Source organism: Chryseobacterium hagamense (assembly GCF_007991455.1).
GTDB lineage: Bacteria > Bacteroidota > Bacteroidia > Flavobacteriales > Weeksellaceae > Chryseobacterium > Chryseobacterium hagamense.
Genome location: NZ_BJYJ01000011.1, coordinates 76,240 through 97,309, shown reverse-complemented (window position 1 = coordinate 97,309; position 21,070 = coordinate 76,240). Strand labels below are relative to the sequence as shown.

Sequence of the window (21,070 nt, the reverse complement as noted above, 5' to 3'; positions counted from 1 at the left end):
TGATGTACGCAAGGATCTTTCCTTAAAAATTACACATAAATCAGGTTGCAAAAGCAGATGGTAAATCGTTAATTTTTAATAGTAACCCTGCCTTTGATGTAAATTTTATCAAAGAATTATCTACATATTCCATTAGGGATAACCATCTGTGCAGCAACAAGTGTAGTGCATAGAATTGAACTCCGGCGGAGTTCTATCTCTTTCCAGCATACCAGTTGATATAATAGCACACCTACGGCGTGCCGACCGACTAAAAATCTTTCTTTTCTACACAGATATTGCTCCTCCGGAGCAAATTTATACAGGCTGAATTTTTAATTAAAAAGCTGATTATTTATTTTAATATGATGCATACAAGGATTTTTCCTTTACAATACGCAGAATTTGGTCGCAAGACAAAAGGTTAATTTTTAATGGTGAACCTATCTCTACTACAAATTTTGTCAAAAATCATCTAAATATTCCGTAGGAATACTATCTGTGTAGCAAGACAAGAACAGCAAATAGAATTGAACTCCGGCGGAGTTCTATCTCTTTCCGCAGCCTATCAGCTTGGTATAATAGCACCCCTACGGCGTGCCTATTGACTGAAAATCTTTCTTATCTCACAGATATTGCTCCTCCGGAGCAAATTTATGCTCTGATTATTCTTTATTTATATCCAACTTCCGCCTTACAGTCAAAAAATTTAACCGATTCTGATTTCAATTTATTTTAGCAAGCTTTCCCCCTTAAAATATATTCAGTATTTACCTTTCATTTCAATAAACCATTCCGGCCTTTGCGGTTAAACAAATCATCTTTCCGTTTCATTAAAAATTATTACATTTGAGAATCCACATATACAAGTAAAATGAGATATCATCAGTCGGGAAATATCCCACCAAAAAGGCATACGGTTTTCAAGTCTCCGGAAGATAAATTCTATTATGAACAGCTTTTCGGGACGGAAGGATTCCACGGAATTTCTTCTTTGCTGTACCACATCCACCGCCCTACCCAGATCAAATCCATCGGAGTGCCGAAAGATGTGTCACCTAAGATTGCCGTTGATAAAAACGTTACTCCGAGAATGTTCAAGGGGATGAATGTAACCCCGGAAGACGATGTGCTGGACAGCCGCAAATTCCTGATGGTGAACAACGACCTGAAAATGGGACTGTCCAAACCACGGAAATCCATGGACTATTTTTACAAGAATGCGGAATGCGACGAGCTTCTGTTTGTCCACAACGGAAACGGGATCCTGAAAACATTTGTCGGGGACCTGGAGTTTGCTGTCGGCGACTACCTCATCATTCCGAGAGGGACGATTTACCAGATCGAGCTGCATTCTGAAGATACGGTTTTCTTCATCGTGGAAAGCCACTCTCCGATCTATACGCCGAAACGGTATCGGAATGAGTTCGGCCAGCTGCTGGAGCATTCGCCGTTCTGCGAAAGGGATATTGTAGCACCGGCTTACAAAGCACCGAAAGATGAGAGGGGAGAATTTGTAGTCAAGGTAAAAAAGGAAAACCAGATTACGGATTTCGTCTATGCTACCCATCCGTTTGATGTCGTTGGATGGGACGGGTATTTTTATCCTTATAAATTCAACATCAAGAATTTCGAACCGATTACGGGAAGGATCCATCAACCGCCGCCGGTTCACCAGACTTTTGAGGCCCATAATTTTGTGGTGTGTTCCTTCTGTGCAAGAATGTACGATTACCATCCGCAGGCAATTCCGGCACCTTACAACCATTCGAACATCGACTCTGATGAAGTACTGTTTTATACCGAAGGGGATTTCATGAGCCGTAACCATATCGACCTGATGGACTTCACCCTGCATCCGGGAGGAATCGTGCACGGCCCACACCCGGGAGCGATGGAACGCAGCATCGGAAAAAAATTTACGGAGGAATATGCCGTAATGGTCGATCCGTTCCGTCCGCTGAAAATTACGGAAGAAGCCTTGAAAGTGGAAGATCCTTCTTACAAGACTTCATGGCTGGATGAAGAAGATCCTACCATGAAAGACCGTCTGCAGGAATAAGTATAAGCCCGTAAACCTCATAGGTGGTTGAAAACTCATGAGGTTTATTTTATATAAATACAGCCATAATATTTTGAAATATAACCCTTTGAAAAATATTTTGTAACTTTGAAAAAGTATGAATAAAGAAATTAAAAAGGAAACGGTCATAAAATCAATATCAAAAATGATATCTGATAAAGAAGCGGTATGCTCATACATCAAAGGAAAAACTTCAATCCAAACACTAACCAAAAAGAGGATTAAGTTTGCAAAGCCATTATAATTATGTTTTCGATTCTATTACAAATACTTATAACTTCGCTACGAAAAACAATATCCTTTATAGAGTTGCATTTGTTGTTGTTGAAATATTCTCTACAATTTCAGGTGAGGAAATTCCAAACATATATCAGTTAATTATAGAAAAAGCGACAGATGAATTAGAACCATTTGATACAAAAGTTTCTAAAACTATTGAACATATTATTGAGAGATTTTTTCAGAAGACAGAAAATGCATTGATTTATGTTTGTTCTGACGAAGATGAGAGAGCCAGAATAAGACATGAAATTTTTGACATGTGGTACAGGAATTCAGATTACAAGAATTGGATTGTTAAGATTGATAATATTATGAAATTTAATATCAAAAATGAAATTCAAAAGCTTTATACTTCTTTTTTGTTTCACAAGCAGAATTTGAACTATGAGAAACTTATTCAAATTTATACTCAAATTGAAAATGTTCTGAATGAAGAAAAGTAAACGGAAAATTCATAAATTAAAGAAGACTGAAAGCAATGCATTCAGTCTTTTTTATTTAAATATTCAGTTAAAACATGACAAAAATCTGTGCCCGTTTTCTCCGGATCCAAACAATATGAACTATCTTTAAGAAAAGAAAACCTCTGTAATCCAAACCCAATCTAATATGGATCAATACATCAGCGCAGAAGAAGCCATCTATACCATCAAAAGCGGCAACCGTGTTTTTTTTCACGGAAGTGCCTGTACCCCCAATTATTTAATTGACGAACTGGCAAGACAGGCCCACCGCCTGGACAACGTAGAAATGGTTTCCATTACCCAGCAGGGAAATGTGGAAATCGCCAAACCGGAATATGCCGGAAAGTTTTTTGTCAACTCATTATTTGTTTCCTCGCCGGTGCGGGATGCCGTCAATTCCGAGCGGGGGGATTTTGTACCGGTTTTCCTGAGTGAGATCCCGATTTTATTCAGAAAGAATATCCTGCCGCTGGACGTTGCCCTGATTACCGTTTCCCCTCCGGATAAGCACGGATTCTGCACTTTGGGAACTTCCGTAGATGTTGCCCGGGCCGCTGTGGATACGGCAAAGATCATTGTAGCCATCGTTAATCCGCTGATGCCGAGAACGCACGGTGACGGGATGATCCATATCAGCAAGATCAATAAACTGGTATGGCATGAAGAAGAGCTGCCGACCGTAGATTACGGATCCAAAGTAGGTCCTGAAGAAATGGAAGTGGGCAAAAACGTAGCGGAACTGATCGACGACAGATCTACTCTTCAAATGGGAATCGGAACCATTCCGGATGCGGTACTGAAATGCCTGCACAACCACAAAGATCTCGGAATCCATACGGAGATGCTGAGTGACGGCGTGATCGATCTGATCCGGAATGACGTGATCAACAACAAATACAAAGGCTACAACGACAATAAAACCATCACCAGCTTCTGCTTCGGTACAAGAAGGCTGTACGATTATGTGGATGACAATACTGTGTTTGCCTTCAAGGATGTCAGCGACGTAAATTTTCCGATCAACATCATGCGGAACAAAAAGATGGTGGCCATCAATTCGGCCATTGAAATCGACCTCACCGGACAGGTCTGCGCCGACTCTATCGGAACAATGCAGTACAGCGGGATCGGCGGACAGATGGACTTCATGCGGGGAGCAGCCCTGAGCGAAGACGGAAAGCCTATTATCGCCATCACCTCAAGAACAAAAAAAGGTGTTTCCAGGATTGTTCCTTTCCTGAAACAGGGAGCGGGAGTTGTAACTACCAGAGGACATATCCACTGGGTGGTAACTGAGTACGGAACTGCTTACTTATATGGAAAAAACCTGAAGCAAAGAGCCCAGGAACTGATCAGTATCGCCCATCCGGCCGACCGGGAAATGCTGGAGAAAGCAGCTTACGAACGGTTTAAGATATAATTGTAGCCGATCTCACACAGGTAATACGGATTCGTGCAGAAATTTTTAACACATAAGAAACATGAAAGAAGTTTCCGGCTTTGAAAATATTTAAGATCACATGAGATAAAAATCAAAGATTTTTAAGAGCTTTTGATTGCTTATTCAACATCTGGCTATTAAACTTTATTATGCAGGGTAATAGGCTTTTGTTGCTTTTGTGGTAAATTTTTAAAGTTAAATGTAATACTGATGCATAGGTTCTGCTCCGCTTAGCCACATGAAGTACAACTCCATTGAAAATCTTTGATTTTCTTCTTCTGTGATCTGAAATATGCGCAGGCTTTCAAATCTGAATCTTATGCTTCTTATGTGTTAAAGTCTAACCTTGTCCGTTCCTCCGTTCTTTTCATAATTCATCTTTCGTAACTGGAAGACCTTCCGACTACCGAATCTCAGCGTGATGAAGCATCTTGAACGGTTGCCTAACGTTTGTTTGTATATATTTTCCGTATTAGGGATAAATTCGTAATTTGCAACCCTAATTATAAAAAGTAAAAATAGAATATGTCAACACTTACATTTGCCGAAAAGATTGCTCAGGCAGAGAATTTTTTGCCGATCAACGGTACCGATTATATTGAGTTTTATGTAGGGAATGCCAAGCAGGCCGCGCATTATTACAAGACCGCTTTCGGATTTCAGTCTGTAGCGTATGCAGGACCTGAAACAGGCGTGAGAGACCGTGCATCGTATGTTCTTCAGCAGGGAAAAATCAGATTGGTGCTTACTACCGGGCTTAAATCCGATTCCCCGATTAATGAGCACGTAAAGAAACACGGCGACGGGGTAAAAATCCTGGCGCTTTGGGTAGATGATGCCTATTCCGCTTTTGAGGAAACCACGAAAAGAGGCGGAAAACCTTATCTGGAGCCGGTTACCTTAACGGATGAGCATGGTGAAGTAAGAATGTCCGGAATCTATACCTATGGCGAAACGGTACACATGTTTGTGGAGAGAAAAAATTACAACGGTGCCTTCATGCCGGGTTACGAAAAGTGGGAAAGCAAGTACCAGCCTGAAGAGGCCGGGCTTCTGTATGTTGACCACTGCGTAGGAAACGTAGACTGGGACCGCATGATCCCTACCGTGGAATGGTACGAAAAAGTAATGGGGTTTGTAAACATCCTTTCTTTTGACGATAAGCAGATCAATACCGAATATTCTGCCTTAATGTCCAAAGTAATGTCCAACGGAAACGGATTTGCCAAATTCCCGATCAATGAACCGGCCGAAGGTAAAAAGAAATCCCAGGTGGAAGAATACCTTGATTTCTACGAAGGGGAAGGCGTACAGCACATTGCCGTGGCTACCAAAGACATCATCCATACCGTAACCGAACTGAAGAAACGTGGTGTGGAATTCCTTTCCGCTCCGCCGGAAGCGTATTACGATATGGTTCCTGAAAGAGTGGGACCTATTGATGAAGATCTTAAAAAACTGCAGGACCTTGGAATCCTGATCGATCATGATGAAGAAGGGTATCTGTTACAGATCTTTACAAAACCGGTAGAAGACCGTCCTACCCTGTTCTTCGAAATTATTGAGAGACACGGGGCCCAGAGCTTCGGGGCAGGAAACTTCAAAGCGTTATTTGAAGCCCTGGAAAGAGAGCAGGAAAAAAGAGGAAATCTTTAATTTAAACAATCATACAGAGTTTTGTCAGGATAAACCGTCCTGGCAAAACTTTTTATACAAACACAGCAGTATGAAAAAATTAATCATCGGAATGTTATTCTTAGGAACTGCTTTTGCCGCAAAAGCACAATACGGTTCAATAAACAGCATTCTTAACAGGCTTGAAGAAAGGAAAGGTCTCAACCAAAACCTGGAAACAGTAAATATCGACAACAAAAAATTTGTTTTCATTAAGGATGAAGCCGACCATACCGAACGGGATTTCATCGTCATCAAAGGAAATAAAGCCACTTACGTAGAAGTTTTCGATGACAAAGCTACGGGAGAGAGCAATTCCAATGTCTTTTCAGGAGATATCGTCAGAAACAAAAAAAATATCATTTCCCTGCGAGCCGATATGCTGGAAAACAAGAAAGTGCCGGTCCCGGTAGCCAAAACCCTGCTGCTTACAAAGCAGGATAATATTCTTTACCTGATCGACATCAATACCCGCGACCGATGGATCGATGAAGAATCTTTCTCAAAAGCAAAATCCAATAAATAACTGTTGTCTATTCCCTTGAGTTACCGTTTTATCAGGAAGTTTTTGAATTTTCTTTCCGGTATTCTTAAGGAAACACAACGGTCTTAAATATTTCACAAACCGCAATGGCTGCCGTGCATTTACGGCGGAAATTATGTAATTTATGTCAGTATCAACTCAAAACACCTTACTGTAAACCAAATTAAAATTATAAGCTTATGAAATCATTTGTAGAATACGCAGCAGATTCAGATTTTTCCATACACAACATTCCTTTCGGGGTAGCCGTGTTCAACAAAGAATTTATCGCCTGCTGTACAAGAATCGGGGATCAGGTGATCGACCTGGCCACTTTATACGACTTAGCCTATTTTGAAGATATCGAAGGTCTTGAAGATAACATCTTCGAAGCTTATACTTTGAATGAATTTATTGAACTTGGAAAGCCGGTAACCAATGCGGTGCGGGCAAAAATCCAGGAACTTCTTCAGGAAGGTTCCATCCTCTCGAAAGATGAAAAAACCATTGAAGAAGCCTTCTATGACCTGGACCAGGTAAAAATGATGATGCCGGTACATATTCCGAACTATACGGATTTCTACAGCAGCATCGAGCATGCCACCAATGTAGGGAAAATGTTCAGGGATCCGGCCAACGCTTTACTGCCAAACTGGAAACACCTGCCGGTAGGATATCACGGCAGAGCTTCTTCGATCGTGGTTTCCGGTACGGAAATCAACCGTCCGAAAGGCCAGATGAAACCTGCCGATGCCGATCAGCCGGTATTCGGGCCATGCAAGCAACTGGATTTCGAACTGGAGATGGCTTTTATCATCAATAAAAACACCGAGATGGGAGAAAGCATTCCTACGCAGGAAGCGGAAGATGCCATCTTCGGAATGTTGGTCTTCAATGACTGGTCGGCAAGAGACATCCAGTCCTGGGAATATGTTCCGCTAGGGCCGTTCCTTGCAAAAAATTTCGGTTCGTCGGTTTCTCCGTGGGTGGTTACCCTGGAAGCGCTGGAGCCTTTCAGAACCGCTTCCCCGAAACAGGATCCTGAAGTACTGGACTACCTTAAATTCGAAGGCGATAAGAATTATGACATTAATCTTGAGGTATACATTCAGCCTGAAAACGGTGAACACAACCTGATCTCCGAAAGCAATTACAAACATATGTACTGGAACATGACGCAGCAGCTTGCCCACCATACGGTAAACGGCTGTAACGTGGAAGTCGGTGATATGTATGCCAGCGGAACCATCTCCGGAAGCGACCCGAAATCGTTCGGTTCGATGCTTGAGCTCACGTGGAGAGGCCAGAACCCGATCCAACTGAGCAACGGGGAAGAAAGAAAATTCATCAACGACAACGATACCGTCACCATGAAAGCCTGGGCGGAAAAAGACGGGATAAGAGTGGGCTTCGGTGAAGTTTCAGGTAAGATTATCCCTTCAAAATAATCAAAGATCAAAAAACATTAAACACGTAAGTCACAAAGAGATTTTATTTTAAATACATTAGAAAAAGAACACATTAGACTGAAAATCTGAGATTTTCATTTTTTAATACACAAACAGATGAGAAAGCTTACAAAAAGGTATGTTAATGAACTTACCTATAAAATTATCGGTGCATGTATAGAAGTTCATAAAGTTGCAGGCCCGGGTCTTTATGAAAATGCGTACCATAAATGTCTCGAAGGAGAATTCCAGGTATTTGGTATGAAATATAAAAGTGAACTTGAGATTCCTCTTATTTATAAAGATGTGAAGATTGACTGTACGGTAAAATGTAATTTTTTAATAGAAAATACTATTGTTCTGGAAATAAAATCTGTTGCAGAAATGAACAAGATTCACAAAGCACAGGTCATTAATTACATGAATTTATTAAAAGTTCCAAAGTCTATATTGGTAAACTTTAATGTATATAATCTCTATAGTGAAGGGACGGAGACATTTGTAAGCAAAATTTTCGAAACACTGGAATAATGAAAATCTCTGATTTTCGATCTGATGTGTTCTTAAATATTTCAAGGTATAAGATCTTAAATCTAATGTGACTTATGTGTTAAAAGAATTAATGTAAATATGAAGACACTCATTCCATCCGAAATAACCGCTGTACAGCTGCAGACGGTGATGCAGACGGCCATTTCGCCAAGACCGATTGCTCTGGCTTCCACGGTTGATAAAGACGGGAACAGCAACCTGTCGCCGTTCAGCTTTTTCAATATGTTCAGTACGGTACCGCCCATCTTAATCTTCTCACCATCGAGGAGGGTGCGGGACAATACGACGAAACATACCCTGGAAAACGTGCTCGAAGTGCCGGAAGTGGTAATCGGGACCGTGAATTTCCCGATCGTGCAGCAGATTTCGCTGGCTTCCACCGAATACGGAGACGGCGTGAACGAATTTATTAAATCCGGACTGACCATGAAAGAAGCGGATCTGGTACAGCCAAAACTGATTGAAGAATGCCCGGTCAACTTTGAATGCAAAGTATTGGAAGTAAAATCACTGGGTAATCAGGGCGGCGCCGGAAACCTGGTGATCTGTGAAGTACAGAAAATCCATATCCGCGAAGAATACCTGGATGAAAACGGCAACCTGGACCAGGCCAAGCTGGATATGGTGGCCCGTCTCGGCAGCAACTGGTATTCAAGGAATAATGAAAACAATCTCTTTGAAGTTCCGAAACCGCTGGTTACCAAAGGCATCGGTTTCGACCAATTGCCGGAAGCCATCAGATACAGCCGCATTTTTACCGGAAATGACCTGGGGATGCTGGCCAATGTGGAAGTACTTCCCGAAGGAGACTGTCATTCCGATGAAGAGATCCATCGTCAGGCTCAGGGATTGTTGGTGGAGAGTAAAATTGATGAGGCCTGGAAGTTGCTCATTAAGTAACGTGAATTCTAAGTACAAACCGTAATATAAATGCTGGAAGAGGGAAGCTGGATGCCGGAAGTTTCTCCTGTCAGGCATAGGATCAAAGGTCCTGATCATTAAACTGAATAAGTTATCGCTTTACCAGAGGAATTCTTATTCAATCCTGAATAACCGGCCTTTTTTTTATCAGGGAGGGATTTCTCTTGTTTTAAAGTCCTGAAAGGACGGCTTAGTACAGGATAGGATAAAATCCTATCAGAAGCATAAACTGTGTATTTGTTCTTGCACGATGAGTATTAATCAAAATTCCGACTGAATCACCTTCATTTTTATTTTTGAATAAAATAACTACTGAATATGATTCCACTACGGTCGAACTCACGTTAAATAACAAGAAACCATATACAAAGTAAAGGAGTGAAAATATTCACTCCTTTTTTATTTATTCTAAAGCTTAGTAGCAGCACTGCCAGCGGCCGTTGGCATTCTTTACTTCTGTCCCCAGATTGGGAGGTGCACATGGCGGTACCACGCAGTTCCCCTGGCCGTCACTTATGTAATCGTTATAGCATCCACTTGCCGAACATACCAAAACTTTGTCGCCTCCCGTAATCTGCTTCTGTGCTTCACGATTCAGCTTCCGGGCATTTTTTAAATTTGAATTTTTCATAGCAAAAGATTTTTGATTTAATTTAGTTTAGCCGATCAGTACCGGGAACAGTCAGATCATTCAGATTGATTGTTGCATGATTCCGGTTTATGGCAAAGTGTAATTACAATGTACAAATCAGCCGTTCCCGCAGTAGAACGGCTGATTTTATTTATGTTTAAAAGCAACACTGTGTCCGGCCGTCGATCACGACTTCACTTCCCGTTAATTCGTTACATGGCGGAGCTTTACAGTTTCCCTGGCCATCACTGAAGTAATATTTCACACAGCCTGACTGGCAAATCAGTTGTTTGTCGCCTCCCGAAATATGTTTCTGGGATTCCCGGCTCAGTTTCTGAGCATTTTTTAAATTTGAATTTTTCATAGTAATCTGGATAGATCGTTTTATTTTAAATTAAGTCTGTTACAATATTTACGGCCTGTAATTTCAGAAACAACATTTACGGGTTCCGTTGACGGTTTGCATATAACCATATACCGAACGGCAGGAAAGGATGTAGCACCGGTCATTGCTGTTATTAATGGCATTGTCATAACATCCGGTCGGCGGGCAGGAAGAAGATGCCGGCCCCCTTCCCGTAATGCTTTTCTGAGCCGCTCTGCTTAATTTCTGAGCTTGATGTAAATTTTTCATAATAATCTGGATTTTAGGTTAATAATATTTATCACCAAGATAGGATTTTTTTACTGATGGCAAATCTCTTTTAACAAAAAATACCCTATTTCCATGAATTTATATTTTTTCTTTAATGAAACGGATACATTTTTCAGTTACCCGATTCAGGTTTTCAGGAAGCTGACCACTTTCCCAGGGTTCTTTTGCTCCGAAAGTATGATCCGCATTTTCAATCAGATATAATTCGGAATTCGGGTGCAGCAAATGAAGATGCTCAGCATGCTTTACCGGTACGCTCTCATCATTGGTCCCGTGGATAATTAAAAAATGAGCTTTTGCCATTTCGGTAGCCCGTTCTACATCAAAACGGTGGACATCTTTTTCATAATCTTCATAGAATGGGTAATAATGCGGCATTTCCTGTTTTGTACGTCCATTCGTTACATAGTATACTCCTTCTTTCTTCCAGTTTTCAAAGGCTTCATTTTTCGGAAAACGGTCCAGGGTATCGACGCTGGCCAGGGTAATCAGCCCATGAATACGCTCATCTTCATAGGTTTTAATAATGGAAATCCCTCCTCCTCTGCTGTGGCCTACCAGGACGATTTTATCCTGATCTACGGCCTTGTCCGCAGTAAAATAATCAATGACGGCTCCCAGATCGGAAAGTTCCTTGGAGTAATTGTTATTGCCAAAAGCTTCGAGATCACCGAAATTCAGCGGATCGCCGACCGTCGTTCCGTTGTGCGAAAAATTAAATTTAACAAAGAAAAAACCGGCCTCTGCAAACTTCTCCGCCATCAGGTTCCAGGCACCCCAGTCTTTATAGCCTTTATAGCCGTGAACAAAAATGACCAGCGGCAGCCCGATTCCGTTTTCAGGATAAAAGGCATCGGCCAAAAAGTCCCTGGTTTCCGGATTTGAAATAACGATATTCTTCTTTTTTGTAATTTCCATAATTTATTTTTTATTCAATTTTAAATATGAGCAGACACTGTTACCGATTAATTTAACTTCAACCAGACAGAGCATTGGCCTACCTGCTTAGGTTTTGCACCCAATTCCCTCTTAAAAATATTAAAAATAGAAACAAACACAAAGGAAAACCTTATTTTTGCTGCATGTTGGACTTAAGAACGGTAACAGTCATGCGTTACATCCTGCCGCTTCGTGAGGGAGGTTCACTCCCTGCATTGGCAGAAGCTGATGACGATTTTAAATATGTGCTCAAATTCCGCGGTGCGGGGCATGGCGTGAAAATGCTGATTTCCGAACTGTTGGGCGGAAAAATCACGGAGGCGTTGGGGCTGAAAATCCCCGAATTGGTTTTTGTAAACCTGGATGTGGATTTCGGAAGAACGGAAGCCGATGAGGAAATCCAGGACCTGCTGAAGAATTCGGAAGGACTGAATCTCGGACTGCATTATCTTTCGGAATCGATTACGTACGACCCCGGCATTTCCGTAGATCCGCTGCTGGCCTCGAAAATCGTATGGCTGGATGCCTTTATCACCAATATCGACCGTACCTTCAAAAATACCAATATGCTGATGTGGCATAAAGAATTGTGGATCATCGATAACGGCGCTTCCTTTTACTTCCACCATTCCTGGCAGAATTTCGATACAGCGGCAAAAACCCCTTTCAAATATGTGAAAGACCATGTTTTGCTTCCTCAGGCGGCAAAGCTCGATGAAGCCGATCAGCTGGCAAAGGAAGTTCTGAATGATGCCGTTTTCAGGGAAATTGTCGATCTGATCCCGCAGGACTGGCTGCACTGGGAAGATGCCGAAGAAAGCCCGGACGAAATCCGTGATGTCTATTTCAAATTCCTGAAGACAAGACTGGAACATTCTGAAATCTTTTTAAACGAAGCCAAAAATGCAAGAGGATAAAATTTACGAATATGCCGTGATCCGTTTGGTTCCGAAGGTTGAAAGAGAAGAGTTTTTCAACATCGGACTGGTGATGTTTTCCAAAAGAGAGAAATTCATTAAGGTAGACTTCTACCTGTGTCCCGATAAGTTCCGTCTGATGAGAAGCAAACTGGACTATGAAGATGTACACCAGAATCTCGAAAGCTTCAAAAAGATTGCCGAAGGGAAAAAAGACGGCGGCCCGATTGCCCTGCTCGATATCCCGGACAGGTTCCGGTGGCTTACCGCGGTAAGAAGTGCCTCGGTACAGACTTCGAGACCTCATCCCGGAAAATCAAAAGACCTGGAAAAAACGTTTGAAAAGTTGTTTCAGGAACTGATTTTATAAACAATGACCAATCCTTTTTGAAACTGGGAAAATAATAATTGGTAAGACTTTTGATAACCTTTTCTGCAGAGAAAAATCAGATCTTCTCCGCATCGTATTTTATGAAACAATTTCACCAAAGTATATTGTACAGGTTTTCTTTAAACCTGTTTTTTATTTTCCTTTTAACCTCTTTCACAGCAGGATTTTCTCAGGAGCTTCCCGAACAGAAGTTCCCTCCCAGTACCCTCCTTCCTGAAAGAACGGTCATGACCAAAGAGATCGTTTACAAAACCAATTCCTTGGGAACACCGGTTTCCCTGGATCTCTACCGGCCTAAAAATCAGCCGACGGAAAAACTTCCGGTGGTTATTTACGTTCATGGCGGTGCCTGGGCCAAAGGTGATCAGGTCGTAAGGGCGGATAATTACATCGAACGTTTTATTTTAAAGCTCGTCGAAAAGAATTATGCCGTCATCAGCATCGATTACACCCTGGTCAGTGAAACGGTACACTTCCCGGTACCTATTGAAGATACGAAAGATGCCGTAAGATGGGTACGTAAAAATGCAGAGCAATATCACTTCGATCCTGACAATATCGGCTATTTCGGAGCCTCATCAGGAGCACATATGTCTCTTCTTGCGGCATATACACCGGACAATGAATATAAGGGAAGTTCTGAGCTCTCGCCTTATTCCGCAAAAGTAAATTACGTCGTAGACAATTTCGGACCTACGGACCTGAATAAGCTTTTACATACCAGATTGGGTAAAGTTCCCGTTACCATTGTAGGATGGTTTTTTAAACCGATTGTCGAAATCAGGGAAAAACTGGTGTACGGAATTTCAGGATACGACATCAACACAGAAAAAAGAAAAGCCATCGACTATCTGGAAACCGTATCCCCCATCAATGATACCGAAAACGGAATCCCTACTTTCATCCTTCACGGCGATAAAGATAAAGTAGCTCCCCTAAAGCATTCGAAAAAGCTGGTCAGAAAGCTGAAAAAGCAAAACGTTGAATCGACTCTGGTCGTGGTAAAAGACGGTATCCACGGTTTTGGAAAAACGGACCGGACTTATATGGACCAACTTACCGATGAAATGGTTCAGTTTATCGTTACTCACAAAAAATAAATTTTCCGCATCCCAGAATATCAATCCGGCTTATGGGTATTGAGGGTGGCCGGACGGTAAACCGGGCTATCAGCTTCCGCAGACCCTAATTCAGTTCAATGGAAATTTAATTCCGGATGCACCGATATGTTCTGCGCCACCGGCAAAATGATCAGAAAATCTATGTGGTTCCCGGCAAAAGGCTCGTTATCATCCGGATGAGCGATGTGGCAGATAATGTTAACCCTGCCCTTGGGATTTTGATGATGTACTCTGGCAGAAAATAAGTGCCGTAATCAATTAATTGATATATGCATGAATTCATAGCATCATTAATATCAGTGAACTATAGCTGAACAGTGCGCTAATTTGCTAAATTGATATACATCCTGTTATTTTATATGCTTAAAATAATTAACTTGGCTTTTGTTTAAATTATTCAAAAAAAAATTAATTGTTAATTCATTTATTCATAAAAAAAATACACGATATGGATTCATTAAATAATATCAATGCCTTAACCATCGTCTTTGTTTCCGTACTTGTTTTTGCCATCGCCTACCGTTTTTACGGGATCTTCATGGCCAATAAAGTATTGAAGCTGAATGATCAGAATACCACACCGGCTGTAGAATTTGCCGATGGTAAAGACTACGTGGCGACCAATAAAAACGTCCTTTTCGGACATCATTTTGCTGCCATTGCTGCTGCCGGACCTCTGGTAGGACCTGTTCTCGCCGCACAATTCGGATACCTCCCAGGTGCGTTATGGATCCTTGTCGGCTGTGTGCTCGGGGGCGGAGTCCATGATATGGTGGTTCTGTTTGCTTCCGTACGCCATAAAGGTCAAAGTCTCGCAACGATTGCCTCCAAAGAAATCGGCAAGACCACGGGAACGGTAGCCGGCTTTGCGATTTTATTCATTCTGATCCTCACGCTGGCCGGGCTATCTTTAGCCTGTATCAATGCCATGCATGAAGCTTCCTGGTCGCTGTTCACCGTCATCATTACCATGCCGATTGCCATCCTCATGGGACTGATCATGCGGTACAGAAAAAACTCGGTGACTTTTGCCAGTATTTTAGGTGGTATTCTTCTGATTGCCGGAATCGTCGGAGGGCATAACCTGATGCAGAATGAAACGATGAACAACCTGTTTTCATGGGATATCACAACCATTTCCATTGCTATACCGTTATACGGGTTTCTGGCCTCGGTGCTGCCGGTCTGGCTGCTTTTGGTTCCAAGAGATTATCTTTCGACCTACCTGAAAATCGGAACCATCATTATGCTGGCCATCGGTGTGATCGTTATTCATCCTACGGTACAGATGCCGGCGCTTACGCAATTCGTTAACGGCGGCGGACCCGTAATTGGCGGCCCGGTACTGCCGTTCATCTTCATCGTCATTGCCTGCGGCGCAATTTCCGGATTTCATGCCGTAATCGCAACCGGAACAACCCCCAAAATGCTGAACCGTGAAAGGGAAATCCTTTTCGTAGGCTACGGCGCCATGCTGGTAGAGGGTTTTGTAGCTTTAATGGCTCTTATTGCAGCCTGTACCTTAATGCCCGGTGACTATTTTGCGATTAATACCCCGAAAGAATCTTACGATGCTTTCCTGGCTGCACATCCTGCCCTTCATGGGGTCGATATCGACTATTTTTCTCAGAGAATCGGTCTTGATCTTCACGGAAGAACGGGAGGTGCCGTGTCGCTGGCGGTCGGTATGGCCCATATTTTCAACAAGATCCCGTATATGGACCAACTGATGGCGTACTGGTATAATTTTGCCATTATGTTCGAGGCGGTATTTATCCTTACGGCTATTGATGCAGGAACAAGGGTCGGCCGTTTCTTTCTACAGGAAATGCTGGGCTCCGTTATTCCCAGATTCAATGATAAAAACTGGACGCCAGGGATTATCATCAGCAGCCTGGTCTTCACCTTTGCCTGGGGTTATCTGGTCTTCACCGGAAACGTAAGCAGCATCTGGCCGCTGTTCGGGATCAGCAACCAACTGCTGGCTGCCTGCGGACTAATCGTATGTACCACCATGCTCATCCGTCTGAACCGTGGAAAGTATGCCTTATGCTCCGCCATTCCCGGCGTTTTCATGGCCGTGATTACATTTTGGGCAGGCTACATCCAGGTTACCTCCATTTATATTCCCAAAGGGCAGTACCTCCTGGCTTCCTTGGCAGTGATCGCAATGCTTCTTATGCTGGTGGTGTTCATCGGAGCCTTCCGGAAATGGTATCGGTTGCTGAAAATCAATAAAGCAGAAACCGATTTTTACGGAGAACAGGTAAAGGAACTGGTAGAGCGGTAAATGTGAATGGTGAATGGTGAATTCGCTGCGCTTGTCAATTTATACAGGGGCTAAATTCACCATTCATTTTCCAATCAAAAATGACAGTGGATTCAAGGATCAATAGTGAATCGTCAATCCGCTGCGCTTGTCAATTTTTCAAATCCTAAAAAATTCCCCATTCACTTGCGAAGCAAAATTCCCCATTCACCCTTAAGCATTCAACTTAACGATCGGGTTCTTCATACAGCTGGCTTCCCCAGAACTGGATGTCCCTTTCGGGCAGTTTGGAATGGTAGAACACTTCTTTTACTTCTTCTATAATCCTGGCCACGGCATCAGGATCGGTTGTTCTGATCCTGGTCTCATGGTTATCCCGCATTCCGCTTTTAGTAAAGTTGAGCGAGCCGATATAGGCAATTTCGTCGTCGATGATATAAATTTTGCTGTGAACGAATGTTTTGTTTGTGGAATTTCCACTGTTGGGAGAAACAAAAACCTTAAACGGGAAAAGCTGCTTATAGGTATAATGATATACTTTCGTTCTTTTTATTTTCTTAACCACAGCATCCCGTACAAAAAACATCAGAACCACAGCGATAAAGCCATACGCCAGTTTAAAATTGTTTAGGAGATACATTAGGGGCAATAAAACCATACCCAGCCCAATCATGGCAAGCAGAAGGGTTCCCGACAAACTCAAAAGGTTATCCCTTTTCTGCCTTGCTTCCTCGTCAACATGCTTATGCTGGATAATGAGCTTGTGGATATTTTTATCATATCCGTAAAAGTCTTCAATTTCATCGCTGGTAATCAGCCTGATCCGGATCCCCCTTGAATGGAGATCGATAAGTTCCTTAATGAGAACAGGCGAAAGGTAGGGGGAAACGATTTTCACGTTTTTACGGGCACTCCTGATGTCCTGCATTACCTTTACCCCCGCACTTTTTCCTATATAGATGTCGCAAACCGCATTGTTATAAAAAATTCCCATACCCATATATTTTAATTCACCTGACAAAGAATAAAAAAGCTTTGCAAAAATAAATTCTGCAAAGCCCGTATTTACTCTTTTGCGGAAATTTTATTTTTTTAATTTCTCAATCCTTTTGATTTCATTGATTAAAAGCGGAAACGCAGGCTGTGCCATTCCGCCGTGATCGAACCCCTGTAATTCGTATAAGGTGGTTTCTTTATGCCCTTTCAGCTTCATCATCCGGGCCATATAGGCATTTTCCTCGTATCTTCCCAGCAGTTCTTTTTCGCGGTCTCCTGTAATCAGCAGTAACGGCGGTGCATCGGCCCTGATAAAATGCAACGGTGCATAATCGTCGATCCTGGCATCCAGTTCGCCGATTCCTTTTTCCTGCCGGGTGGTAAAGTGGGAAATCATCTGTCCGCTGAACGGAATGATTCCTGCCAATTGATTGGCATCAATTCCGTATTTGTTCAGGTACATTTTGTTTAAACCTACCATAACGGCCAGATATCCTCCGGCTGAATGCCCTGAAATAAAGACAAGATCTTCCCTTCCGCCATAATTCCTGATATTTTTAAAGATCCATGCGGTGGCAGCAGCGGCATCTTCGATGTATTTCGGGGCATTTATTTTGGGCGAAAGCCGGTAATTCACTCCGATCACGGCGATCCCTTTATTTTTTAACCCTTCGGGAATTTCTTTCTGTCCGCCTGTCAGGCCTCCGCCATGAAACCAGATCACGGTCGGGAAATTCTTTATATTTTTCGGAATATAAATATCCAGTACACATCTTTCATTGATGTAGGCATCGGATCGGTTTGTTTTATCATCGTAATAATGGATATTCTGTATCGTGTTATACTCCTGTGAAAATAATGGTGCCGAACATAAAGTCAGGGCTAAAAATAAGAGAATCCTTTTCATTGTAGAACTTTTAAGGCTTAAAGATACGAATCGATACGGTCTCATTCTGATGATTGCCTATGAAATTTGCTGTAGGGCGTGCAGGTTTATAATGTATAACTGGATTGACATGAATTTTATCTCCTACGGGCTGTAAGGATTTTCACGGATGATTGCAGGTACTTTTAAAGATTATACTTTGGCTGAAGTGGATTACCGTGAGATTTATTTCCCATCGATTACACAGGTGATTGCGTGTGGCATCGAATCCGCTCACCCACCGTAAAGGAATCGTTTAAATAGCATTATAGATCCGGGTTTCAACAAAATATTTTAGAAGTATTGACCATAAAAACTCCCGGTATCCGGCATCCCTCTTCCAGCCTTTTACTGTCATTATTTCAGCTAAATCCGGCTTCCGCAAAAATCATGAATTAACGATTTGTCAACCGAACGGATTTAAAACAGTTGATATCTGTAAAATCCGTTCGGCGGTTGGAAGTTTTAAATCTTCGTCAGTTTGGCGTATTTTAGGATCAGGTTCTTTTCGCCTTCATGCTGGAAGACCACTTTGGCTTTGATGTTCTGCGGATCAGTGCCGTCCAGGAAAGTCACTTCCCCGACTCCGAAACGGTCATGCCTTACCTTGTCGCCCACTTCAATATCCTGTGAAGAAGCACCGCTCGGGTTAACGATTTTTGCGGTACTTACCGGCCTCAGCTTTTTCGGTTCTGCAACCGGCTTCGAGCTGTCCGATCTTTCAATGCTTTTCTTTTCCACTTTTTTGAAGCTCCTCATTTCGGAAGGATGCTCATCAAAGATATTGGACCGGACCCCGGAATTGTTGATAAACCGTTTTTCAATCGCCGGATTTACAAATTCAATGTATTCGTCATCGATTTCACTTAAAAACCTTGACGGCTCCGCATCAGTAATTTTTCCCCATTGGAAACGGGACACTGCATAGGAGAAAAAGGCCTGCTTTTCGGCTCTGGTTAGAGCCACGTAGAACAAACGTCTTTCTTCCTCCAGGTCTTCCCTGGTGGCCGAACTCATGAAGCTAGGGAAAAGGTTTTCTTCCAAACCTACCAGGTGGACTACCGGGAATTCCAATCCTTTGGAGAGGTGAATGGTCATTAAGGAAACCATGTCTTCATCGTTGTTCTTATCCTGTGTATCGGCAGAAAGGGCAATATTTTCCAGAAAGTTCGGCAAGCTCGGGTCGCCGTCTTCCAGCTGCATCTGTTCCTCAATGAATCCCTGCATCGAGTTCATCAGTTCCTGAACGTTTTCCACCCTGGAAATGCCTTCCGGCGTCTGGTCGTCTTTCAGGAATTTAATCAGGCCGCTCCGTTTGGCGACTTCCATGGCTACATTGTAGGCCGTTTCCGTTTTCAGCAGTACCTGAAAGGCTTTGATCATGGACCAGAAATCGTTCAGCTTATTTAAAATCCCATTATTCAGACCTAATTGCGGGGCATACATCGGCAGGTTGGCCAATACTTTTGATACGGAAATATTCTGCGCATCTGCAAAAACCACCAGTTTGTTCTGCGTTGTTTCACCGATTCCCCTTACCGGATAATTGATGATCCGCATCAAGGCTTCGGAATCGTTTTCATTTACCAGAAGCCTGAGATAAGCAATCAGATCCTTTACTTCCTTCCTCTGGTAAAAGGATAAACCTCCGTATACTTTGTACGGGATATTCTTACGCCTCAGCGCATCTTCAAAAGCACGCGTCTGGGAGTTGGTCCGGTATAAAATGGCAAAATCGCTGTATTTCCGCTGATCGCGGTTCCGGGATTCCCAGATGTTTCCGGCTACGAAGTTGGCCTCATCCGCATCTGAAAGCGAACGGTAGACTTTAATTTTTTCTCCTTCTTCGTTTTCGCTGAATACATTTTTCTTGAACTGCTGAAGGTTTTTGGCGATTACGACATTGGCCGCATTCACAATATTCTGTGTCGAGCGGTAATTCTGCTCCAGAGCCACCGTTATGGCGTCCGGATAATCTTTTTTAAAGTTTAAGATGTTGTAGATATTGGCTCCGCGGAAAGAGTAAATCGACTGGGCATCATCCCCTACCACGCAGATGTTTTCAAATTTTGAGGCCAGTGCTTTTACGATCAGGTACTGGGAATGGTTGGTATCCTGGTACTCATCCACCAGGATGTACCTGAAACGGTCCTGGTATTTCGCCAGCACTTCCGGAAAGCGGGTCAGCAATTCATTGGTTTTAAGCAGTAAATCATCGAAATCCATCGATCCGTTTTTGTAGCACTGCTCTACATACCGCTGGTAAATCTGCCCGATAAATTTCATGTTGGCCTTTTCATCCGCTTCCAGCAATTCCGGGTTGTTGAAATAGGCTTTTACGGTAATCAGGTTATTTTTATAGGTGGAAATTCTCGACTGTACCTTTTTGGGCTTATATAAATCGGCATCGATATTCATATCTTTCAGGACTTTCTTAATAACATTAAGCGCATCCTGCTGGTCGTAAATTGTAAAATTGGAAGGATATCCCAGGTAGTGCGCCTCACCTCTCAGAATCCTTGCAAATACGGAGTGGAAAGTTCCCATCCACAAACTTCTTGCGTTACTCTGCCCCACCACTTTGGCAATACGCTCTTTCATTTCCTTTGCGGCTTTATTGGTAAAGGTCAATGCCAGAATATTGAAGGGGTCTACACCATTGGTAATCAGATGGGCAATACGCATGGTAAGAACCCGCGTCTTCCCGGAACCTGCCCCTGCAAGAACCATCAATGGTCCTTCAAGTGAGGTAACGGCATCAAATTGTGATTCATTCAGTCCTTTCAAATAATCCTCCATACTGCAAAAAAATTAGGAATACAAAATTAGTGTATTATAAGGAGAATTCAAATTCCGATC

The 21,070-nt window shown here is 42.5% G+C and carries 20 protein-coding genes; 13 read left to right on the top strand and 7 right to left on the bottom strand.

All coding sequences use genetic code 11. From position 1 onward, the window contains the following. Window positions 1-853: 853 nt before the first annotated feature. The 8 genes from CHA01nite_RS11935 (at window position 854) to CHA01nite_RS11900 (ending at window position 9,346) form a co-directional block, all read left to right on the top strand. Entirely contained in the window at window positions 854-2,041 is a 1,188-nt protein-coding gene (locus tag CHA01nite_RS11935) for a homogentisate 1,2-dioxygenase (RefSeq protein WP_146941667.1), read from the top strand. Window positions 2,042-2,289: 248 nt separating this feature from the next. Next, the gene (locus CHA01nite_RS11930; RefSeq protein ID WP_146941666.1) at window positions 2,290-2,787 is read left to right on the top strand and encodes a DUF6169 family protein; all 498 of its coding nucleotides are present in this window, start codon (window positions 2,290-2,292) and stop codon (window positions 2,785-2,787) included. A 166-nt stretch (window positions 2,788-2,953) separates the two neighbouring features. Beyond that, the gene (locus CHA01nite_RS11925) at window positions 2,954-4,228 is read left to right on the top strand and encodes an acetyl-CoA hydrolase/transferase family protein (RefSeq protein WP_146941665.1); all 1,275 of its coding nucleotides are present in this window, start codon (window positions 2,954-2,956) and stop codon (window positions 4,226-4,228) included. Between the two features lie 546 nt (window positions 4,229-4,774). After that, window positions 4,775-5,905 carry a 4-hydroxyphenylpyruvate dioxygenase gene (gene hppD, locus CHA01nite_RS11920; RefSeq protein WP_146941664.1) on the top strand — a complete coding sequence of 377 codons (1,131 nt, stop codon included), beginning with the start codon at window positions 4,775-4,777 and terminating at the stop codon, window positions 5,903-5,905. A 70-nt stretch (window positions 5,906-5,975) separates the two neighbouring features. Continuing rightward, on the top strand, window positions 5,976-6,449 hold the full coding sequence (locus tag CHA01nite_RS11915; RefSeq protein ID WP_146941663.1) for a hypothetical protein: 474 nt from the start codon (window positions 5,976-5,978) through the stop codon (window positions 6,447-6,449). A gap of 197 nt (window positions 6,450-6,646) precedes the next feature. Next, complete coding sequence (gene fahA / locus CHA01nite_RS11910; RefSeq protein WP_146941662.1) at window positions 6,647-7,894, top strand: fumarylacetoacetase; 1,248 nt, start codon at window positions 6,647-6,649, stop codon at window positions 7,892-7,894. A gap of 117 nt (window positions 7,895-8,011) precedes the next feature. Then, a complete protein-coding gene (locus CHA01nite_RS11905) occupies window positions 8,012-8,425 on the top strand; it encodes a GxxExxY protein (RefSeq protein ID WP_146941661.1) in 414 nt (137 codons plus the stop codon). Window positions 8,426-8,524: 99 nt separating this feature from the next. Continuing rightward, a complete protein-coding gene (locus CHA01nite_RS11900; RefSeq protein WP_146941660.1) occupies window positions 8,525-9,346 on the top strand; it encodes a flavin reductase family protein in 822 nt (273 codons plus the stop codon). Window positions 9,347-9,782: 436 nt separating this feature from the next. Here CHA01nite_RS11900 and CHA01nite_RS11895 read toward each other — a convergent pair whose 3' ends face one another. The 4 genes from CHA01nite_RS11895 to CHA01nite_RS11880 all read right to left on the bottom strand — a co-directional run bounded on the left by CHA01nite_RS11895 (window position 9,783) and on the right by CHA01nite_RS11880 (window position 11,571). Beyond that, a complete protein-coding gene (locus CHA01nite_RS11895) occupies window positions 9,783-9,998 on the bottom strand; it encodes a hypothetical protein (RefSeq protein ID WP_146941659.1) in 216 nt (71 codons plus the stop codon). A 157-nt stretch (window positions 9,999-10,155) separates the two neighbouring features. Beyond that, on the bottom strand, window positions 10,156-10,362 hold the full coding sequence (locus CHA01nite_RS11890; protein WP_146941658.1) for a hypothetical protein: 207 nt from the start codon (window positions 10,360-10,362) through the stop codon (window positions 10,156-10,158). Between the two features lie 63 nt (window positions 10,363-10,425). Then, the gene (locus tag CHA01nite_RS11885; RefSeq protein ID WP_146941657.1) at window positions 10,426-10,632 is read right to left on the bottom strand and encodes a hypothetical protein; all 207 of its coding nucleotides are present in this window, start codon (window positions 10,630-10,632) and stop codon (window positions 10,426-10,428) included. Between the two features lie 99 nt (window positions 10,633-10,731). Continuing rightward, window positions 10,732-11,571: an alpha/beta hydrolase family protein gene (locus CHA01nite_RS11880; protein WP_146941656.1), complete on the bottom strand. Its 840-nt coding sequence runs from the start codon at window positions 11,569-11,571 to the stop codon at window positions 10,732-10,734. 164 nt (window positions 11,572-11,735) lie between these two features. Between CHA01nite_RS11880 and CHA01nite_RS11875 the strand changes: the two genes are divergently transcribed. The 5 genes from CHA01nite_RS11875 to CHA01nite_RS11860 all read left to right on the top strand — a co-directional run bounded on the left by CHA01nite_RS11875 (window position 11,736) and on the right by CHA01nite_RS11860 (window position 16,311). After that, window positions 11,736-12,509, top strand: a complete 774-nt coding sequence (locus tag CHA01nite_RS11875) for a HipA family kinase (RefSeq protein ID WP_146941655.1) — start codon at window positions 11,736-11,738, stop codon at window positions 12,507-12,509. Further along, a complete protein-coding gene (locus tag CHA01nite_RS11870; RefSeq protein WP_146941654.1) occupies window positions 12,496-12,879 on the top strand; it encodes a DUF3037 domain-containing protein in 384 nt (127 codons plus the stop codon). Before CHA01nite_RS11875 ends, CHA01nite_RS11870 begins: the two co-directional genes overlap by 14 nt. A 101-nt stretch (window positions 12,880-12,980) precedes the next feature. Beyond that, complete coding sequence (locus tag CHA01nite_RS11865; protein ID WP_146941653.1) at window positions 12,981-14,000, top strand: alpha/beta hydrolase; 1,020 nt, start codon at window positions 12,981-12,983, stop codon at window positions 13,998-14,000. Window positions 14,001-14,116: 116 nt separating this feature from the next. Beyond that, window positions 14,117-14,266: a hypothetical protein gene (locus CHA01nite_RS20510; protein WP_170234727.1), complete on the top strand. Its 150-nt coding sequence runs from the start codon at window positions 14,117-14,119 to the stop codon at window positions 14,264-14,266. 203 nt (window positions 14,267-14,469) lie between these two features. Beyond that, window positions 14,470-16,311 (top strand): carbon starvation CstA family protein, encoded by a 1,842-nt coding sequence (locus CHA01nite_RS11860; RefSeq protein WP_174771822.1) that lies wholly within the window; start codon window positions 14,470-14,472, stop codon window positions 16,309-16,311. A 205-nt stretch (window positions 16,312-16,516) separates the two neighbouring features. On the opposite strand, the gene CHA01nite_RS11855 is transcribed toward CHA01nite_RS11860, so the two are convergent. From CHA01nite_RS11855 to CHA01nite_RS11845, 3 genes are all read right to left on the bottom strand, one after another. Further along, a complete protein-coding gene (locus CHA01nite_RS11855; protein WP_170234726.1) occupies window positions 16,517-17,284 on the bottom strand; it encodes a phospholipase D family protein in 768 nt (255 codons plus the stop codon). A 90-nt stretch (window positions 17,285-17,374) separates the two neighbouring features. Then, a complete protein-coding gene (locus tag CHA01nite_RS11850) occupies window positions 17,375-18,193 on the bottom strand; it encodes an alpha/beta hydrolase (RefSeq protein ID WP_146941651.1) in 819 nt (272 codons plus the stop codon). Window positions 18,194-18,676: 483 nt separating this feature from the next. Continuing rightward, on the bottom strand, window positions 18,677-21,010 hold the full coding sequence (locus CHA01nite_RS11845) for an ATP-dependent helicase (RefSeq protein WP_146941650.1): 2,334 nt from the start codon (window positions 21,008-21,010) through the stop codon (window positions 18,677-18,679). Window positions 21,011-21,070: the final 60 nt, after the last annotated feature.

What these genes read in the sequence shown, in the direction of transcription:
- CHA01nite_RS11935 (WP_146941667.1), top strand. Translation starts at nt 854, where the DNA reads ATGAGATATCATCAGTCGGGAAATATCCCACCAAAAAGGCATACGGTT.
- CHA01nite_RS11925 (WP_146941665.1), top strand. Translation starts at nt 2,954, where the DNA reads ATGGATCAATACATCAGCGCAGAAGAAGCCATCTATACCATCAAAAGC.
- hppD (WP_146941664.1), top strand. Translation starts at nt 4,775, where the DNA reads ATGTCAACACTTACATTTGCCGAAAAGATTGCTCAGGCAGAGAATTTT.
- CHA01nite_RS11915 (WP_146941663.1), top strand. Translation starts at nt 5,976, where the DNA reads ATGAAAAAATTAATCATCGGAATGTTATTCTTAGGAACTGCTTTTGCC.
- fahA (WP_146941662.1), top strand. Translation starts at nt 6,647, where the DNA reads ATGAAATCATTTGTAGAATACGCAGCAGATTCAGATTTTTCCATACAC.
- CHA01nite_RS11905 (WP_146941661.1), top strand. Translation starts at nt 8,012, where the DNA reads ATGAGAAAGCTTACAAAAAGGTATGTTAATGAACTTACCTATAAAATT.
- CHA01nite_RS11900 (WP_146941660.1), top strand. Translation starts at nt 8,525, where the DNA reads ATGAAGACACTCATTCCATCCGAAATAACCGCTGTACAGCTGCAGACG.
- CHA01nite_RS11895 (WP_146941659.1), bottom strand. Translation starts at nt 9,998, where the DNA reads ATGAAAAATTCAAATTTAAAAAATGCCCGGAAGCTGAATCGTGAAGCA.
- CHA01nite_RS11890 (WP_146941658.1), bottom strand. Translation starts at nt 10,362, where the DNA reads ATGAAAAATTCAAATTTAAAAAATGCTCAGAAACTGAGCCGGGAATCC.
- CHA01nite_RS11885 (WP_146941657.1), bottom strand. Translation starts at nt 10,632, where the DNA reads ATGAAAAATTTACATCAAGCTCAGAAATTAAGCAGAGCGGCTCAGAAA.
- CHA01nite_RS11880 (WP_146941656.1), bottom strand. Translation starts at nt 11,571, where the DNA reads ATGGAAATTACAAAAAAGAAGAATATCGTTATTTCAAATCCGGAAACC.
- CHA01nite_RS11875 (WP_146941655.1), top strand. Translation starts at nt 11,736, where the DNA reads ATGTTGGACTTAAGAACGGTAACAGTCATGCGTTACATCCTGCCGCTT.
- CHA01nite_RS11870 (WP_146941654.1), top strand. Translation starts at nt 12,496, where the DNA reads ATGCAAGAGGATAAAATTTACGAATATGCCGTGATCCGTTTGGTTCCG.
- CHA01nite_RS11865 (WP_146941653.1), top strand. Translation starts at nt 12,981, where the DNA reads ATGAAACAATTTCACCAAAGTATATTGTACAGGTTTTCTTTAAACCTG.
- CHA01nite_RS20510 (WP_170234727.1), top strand. Translation starts at nt 14,117, where the DNA reads ATGCACCGATATGTTCTGCGCCACCGGCAAAATGATCAGAAAATCTAT.
- CHA01nite_RS11860 (WP_174771822.1), top strand. Translation starts at nt 14,470, where the DNA reads ATGGATTCATTAAATAATATCAATGCCTTAACCATCGTCTTTGTTTCC.
- CHA01nite_RS11855 (WP_170234726.1), bottom strand. Translation starts at nt 17,284, where the DNA reads ATGGGAATTTTTTATAACAATGCGGTTTGCGACATCTATATAGGAAAA.
- CHA01nite_RS11850 (WP_146941651.1), bottom strand. Translation starts at nt 18,193, where the DNA reads ATGAAAAGGATTCTCTTATTTTTAGCCCTGACTTTATGTTCGGCACCA.
- CHA01nite_RS11845 (WP_146941650.1), bottom strand. Translation starts at nt 21,010, where the DNA reads ATGGAGGATTATTTGAAAGGACTGAATGAATCACAATTTGATGCCGTT.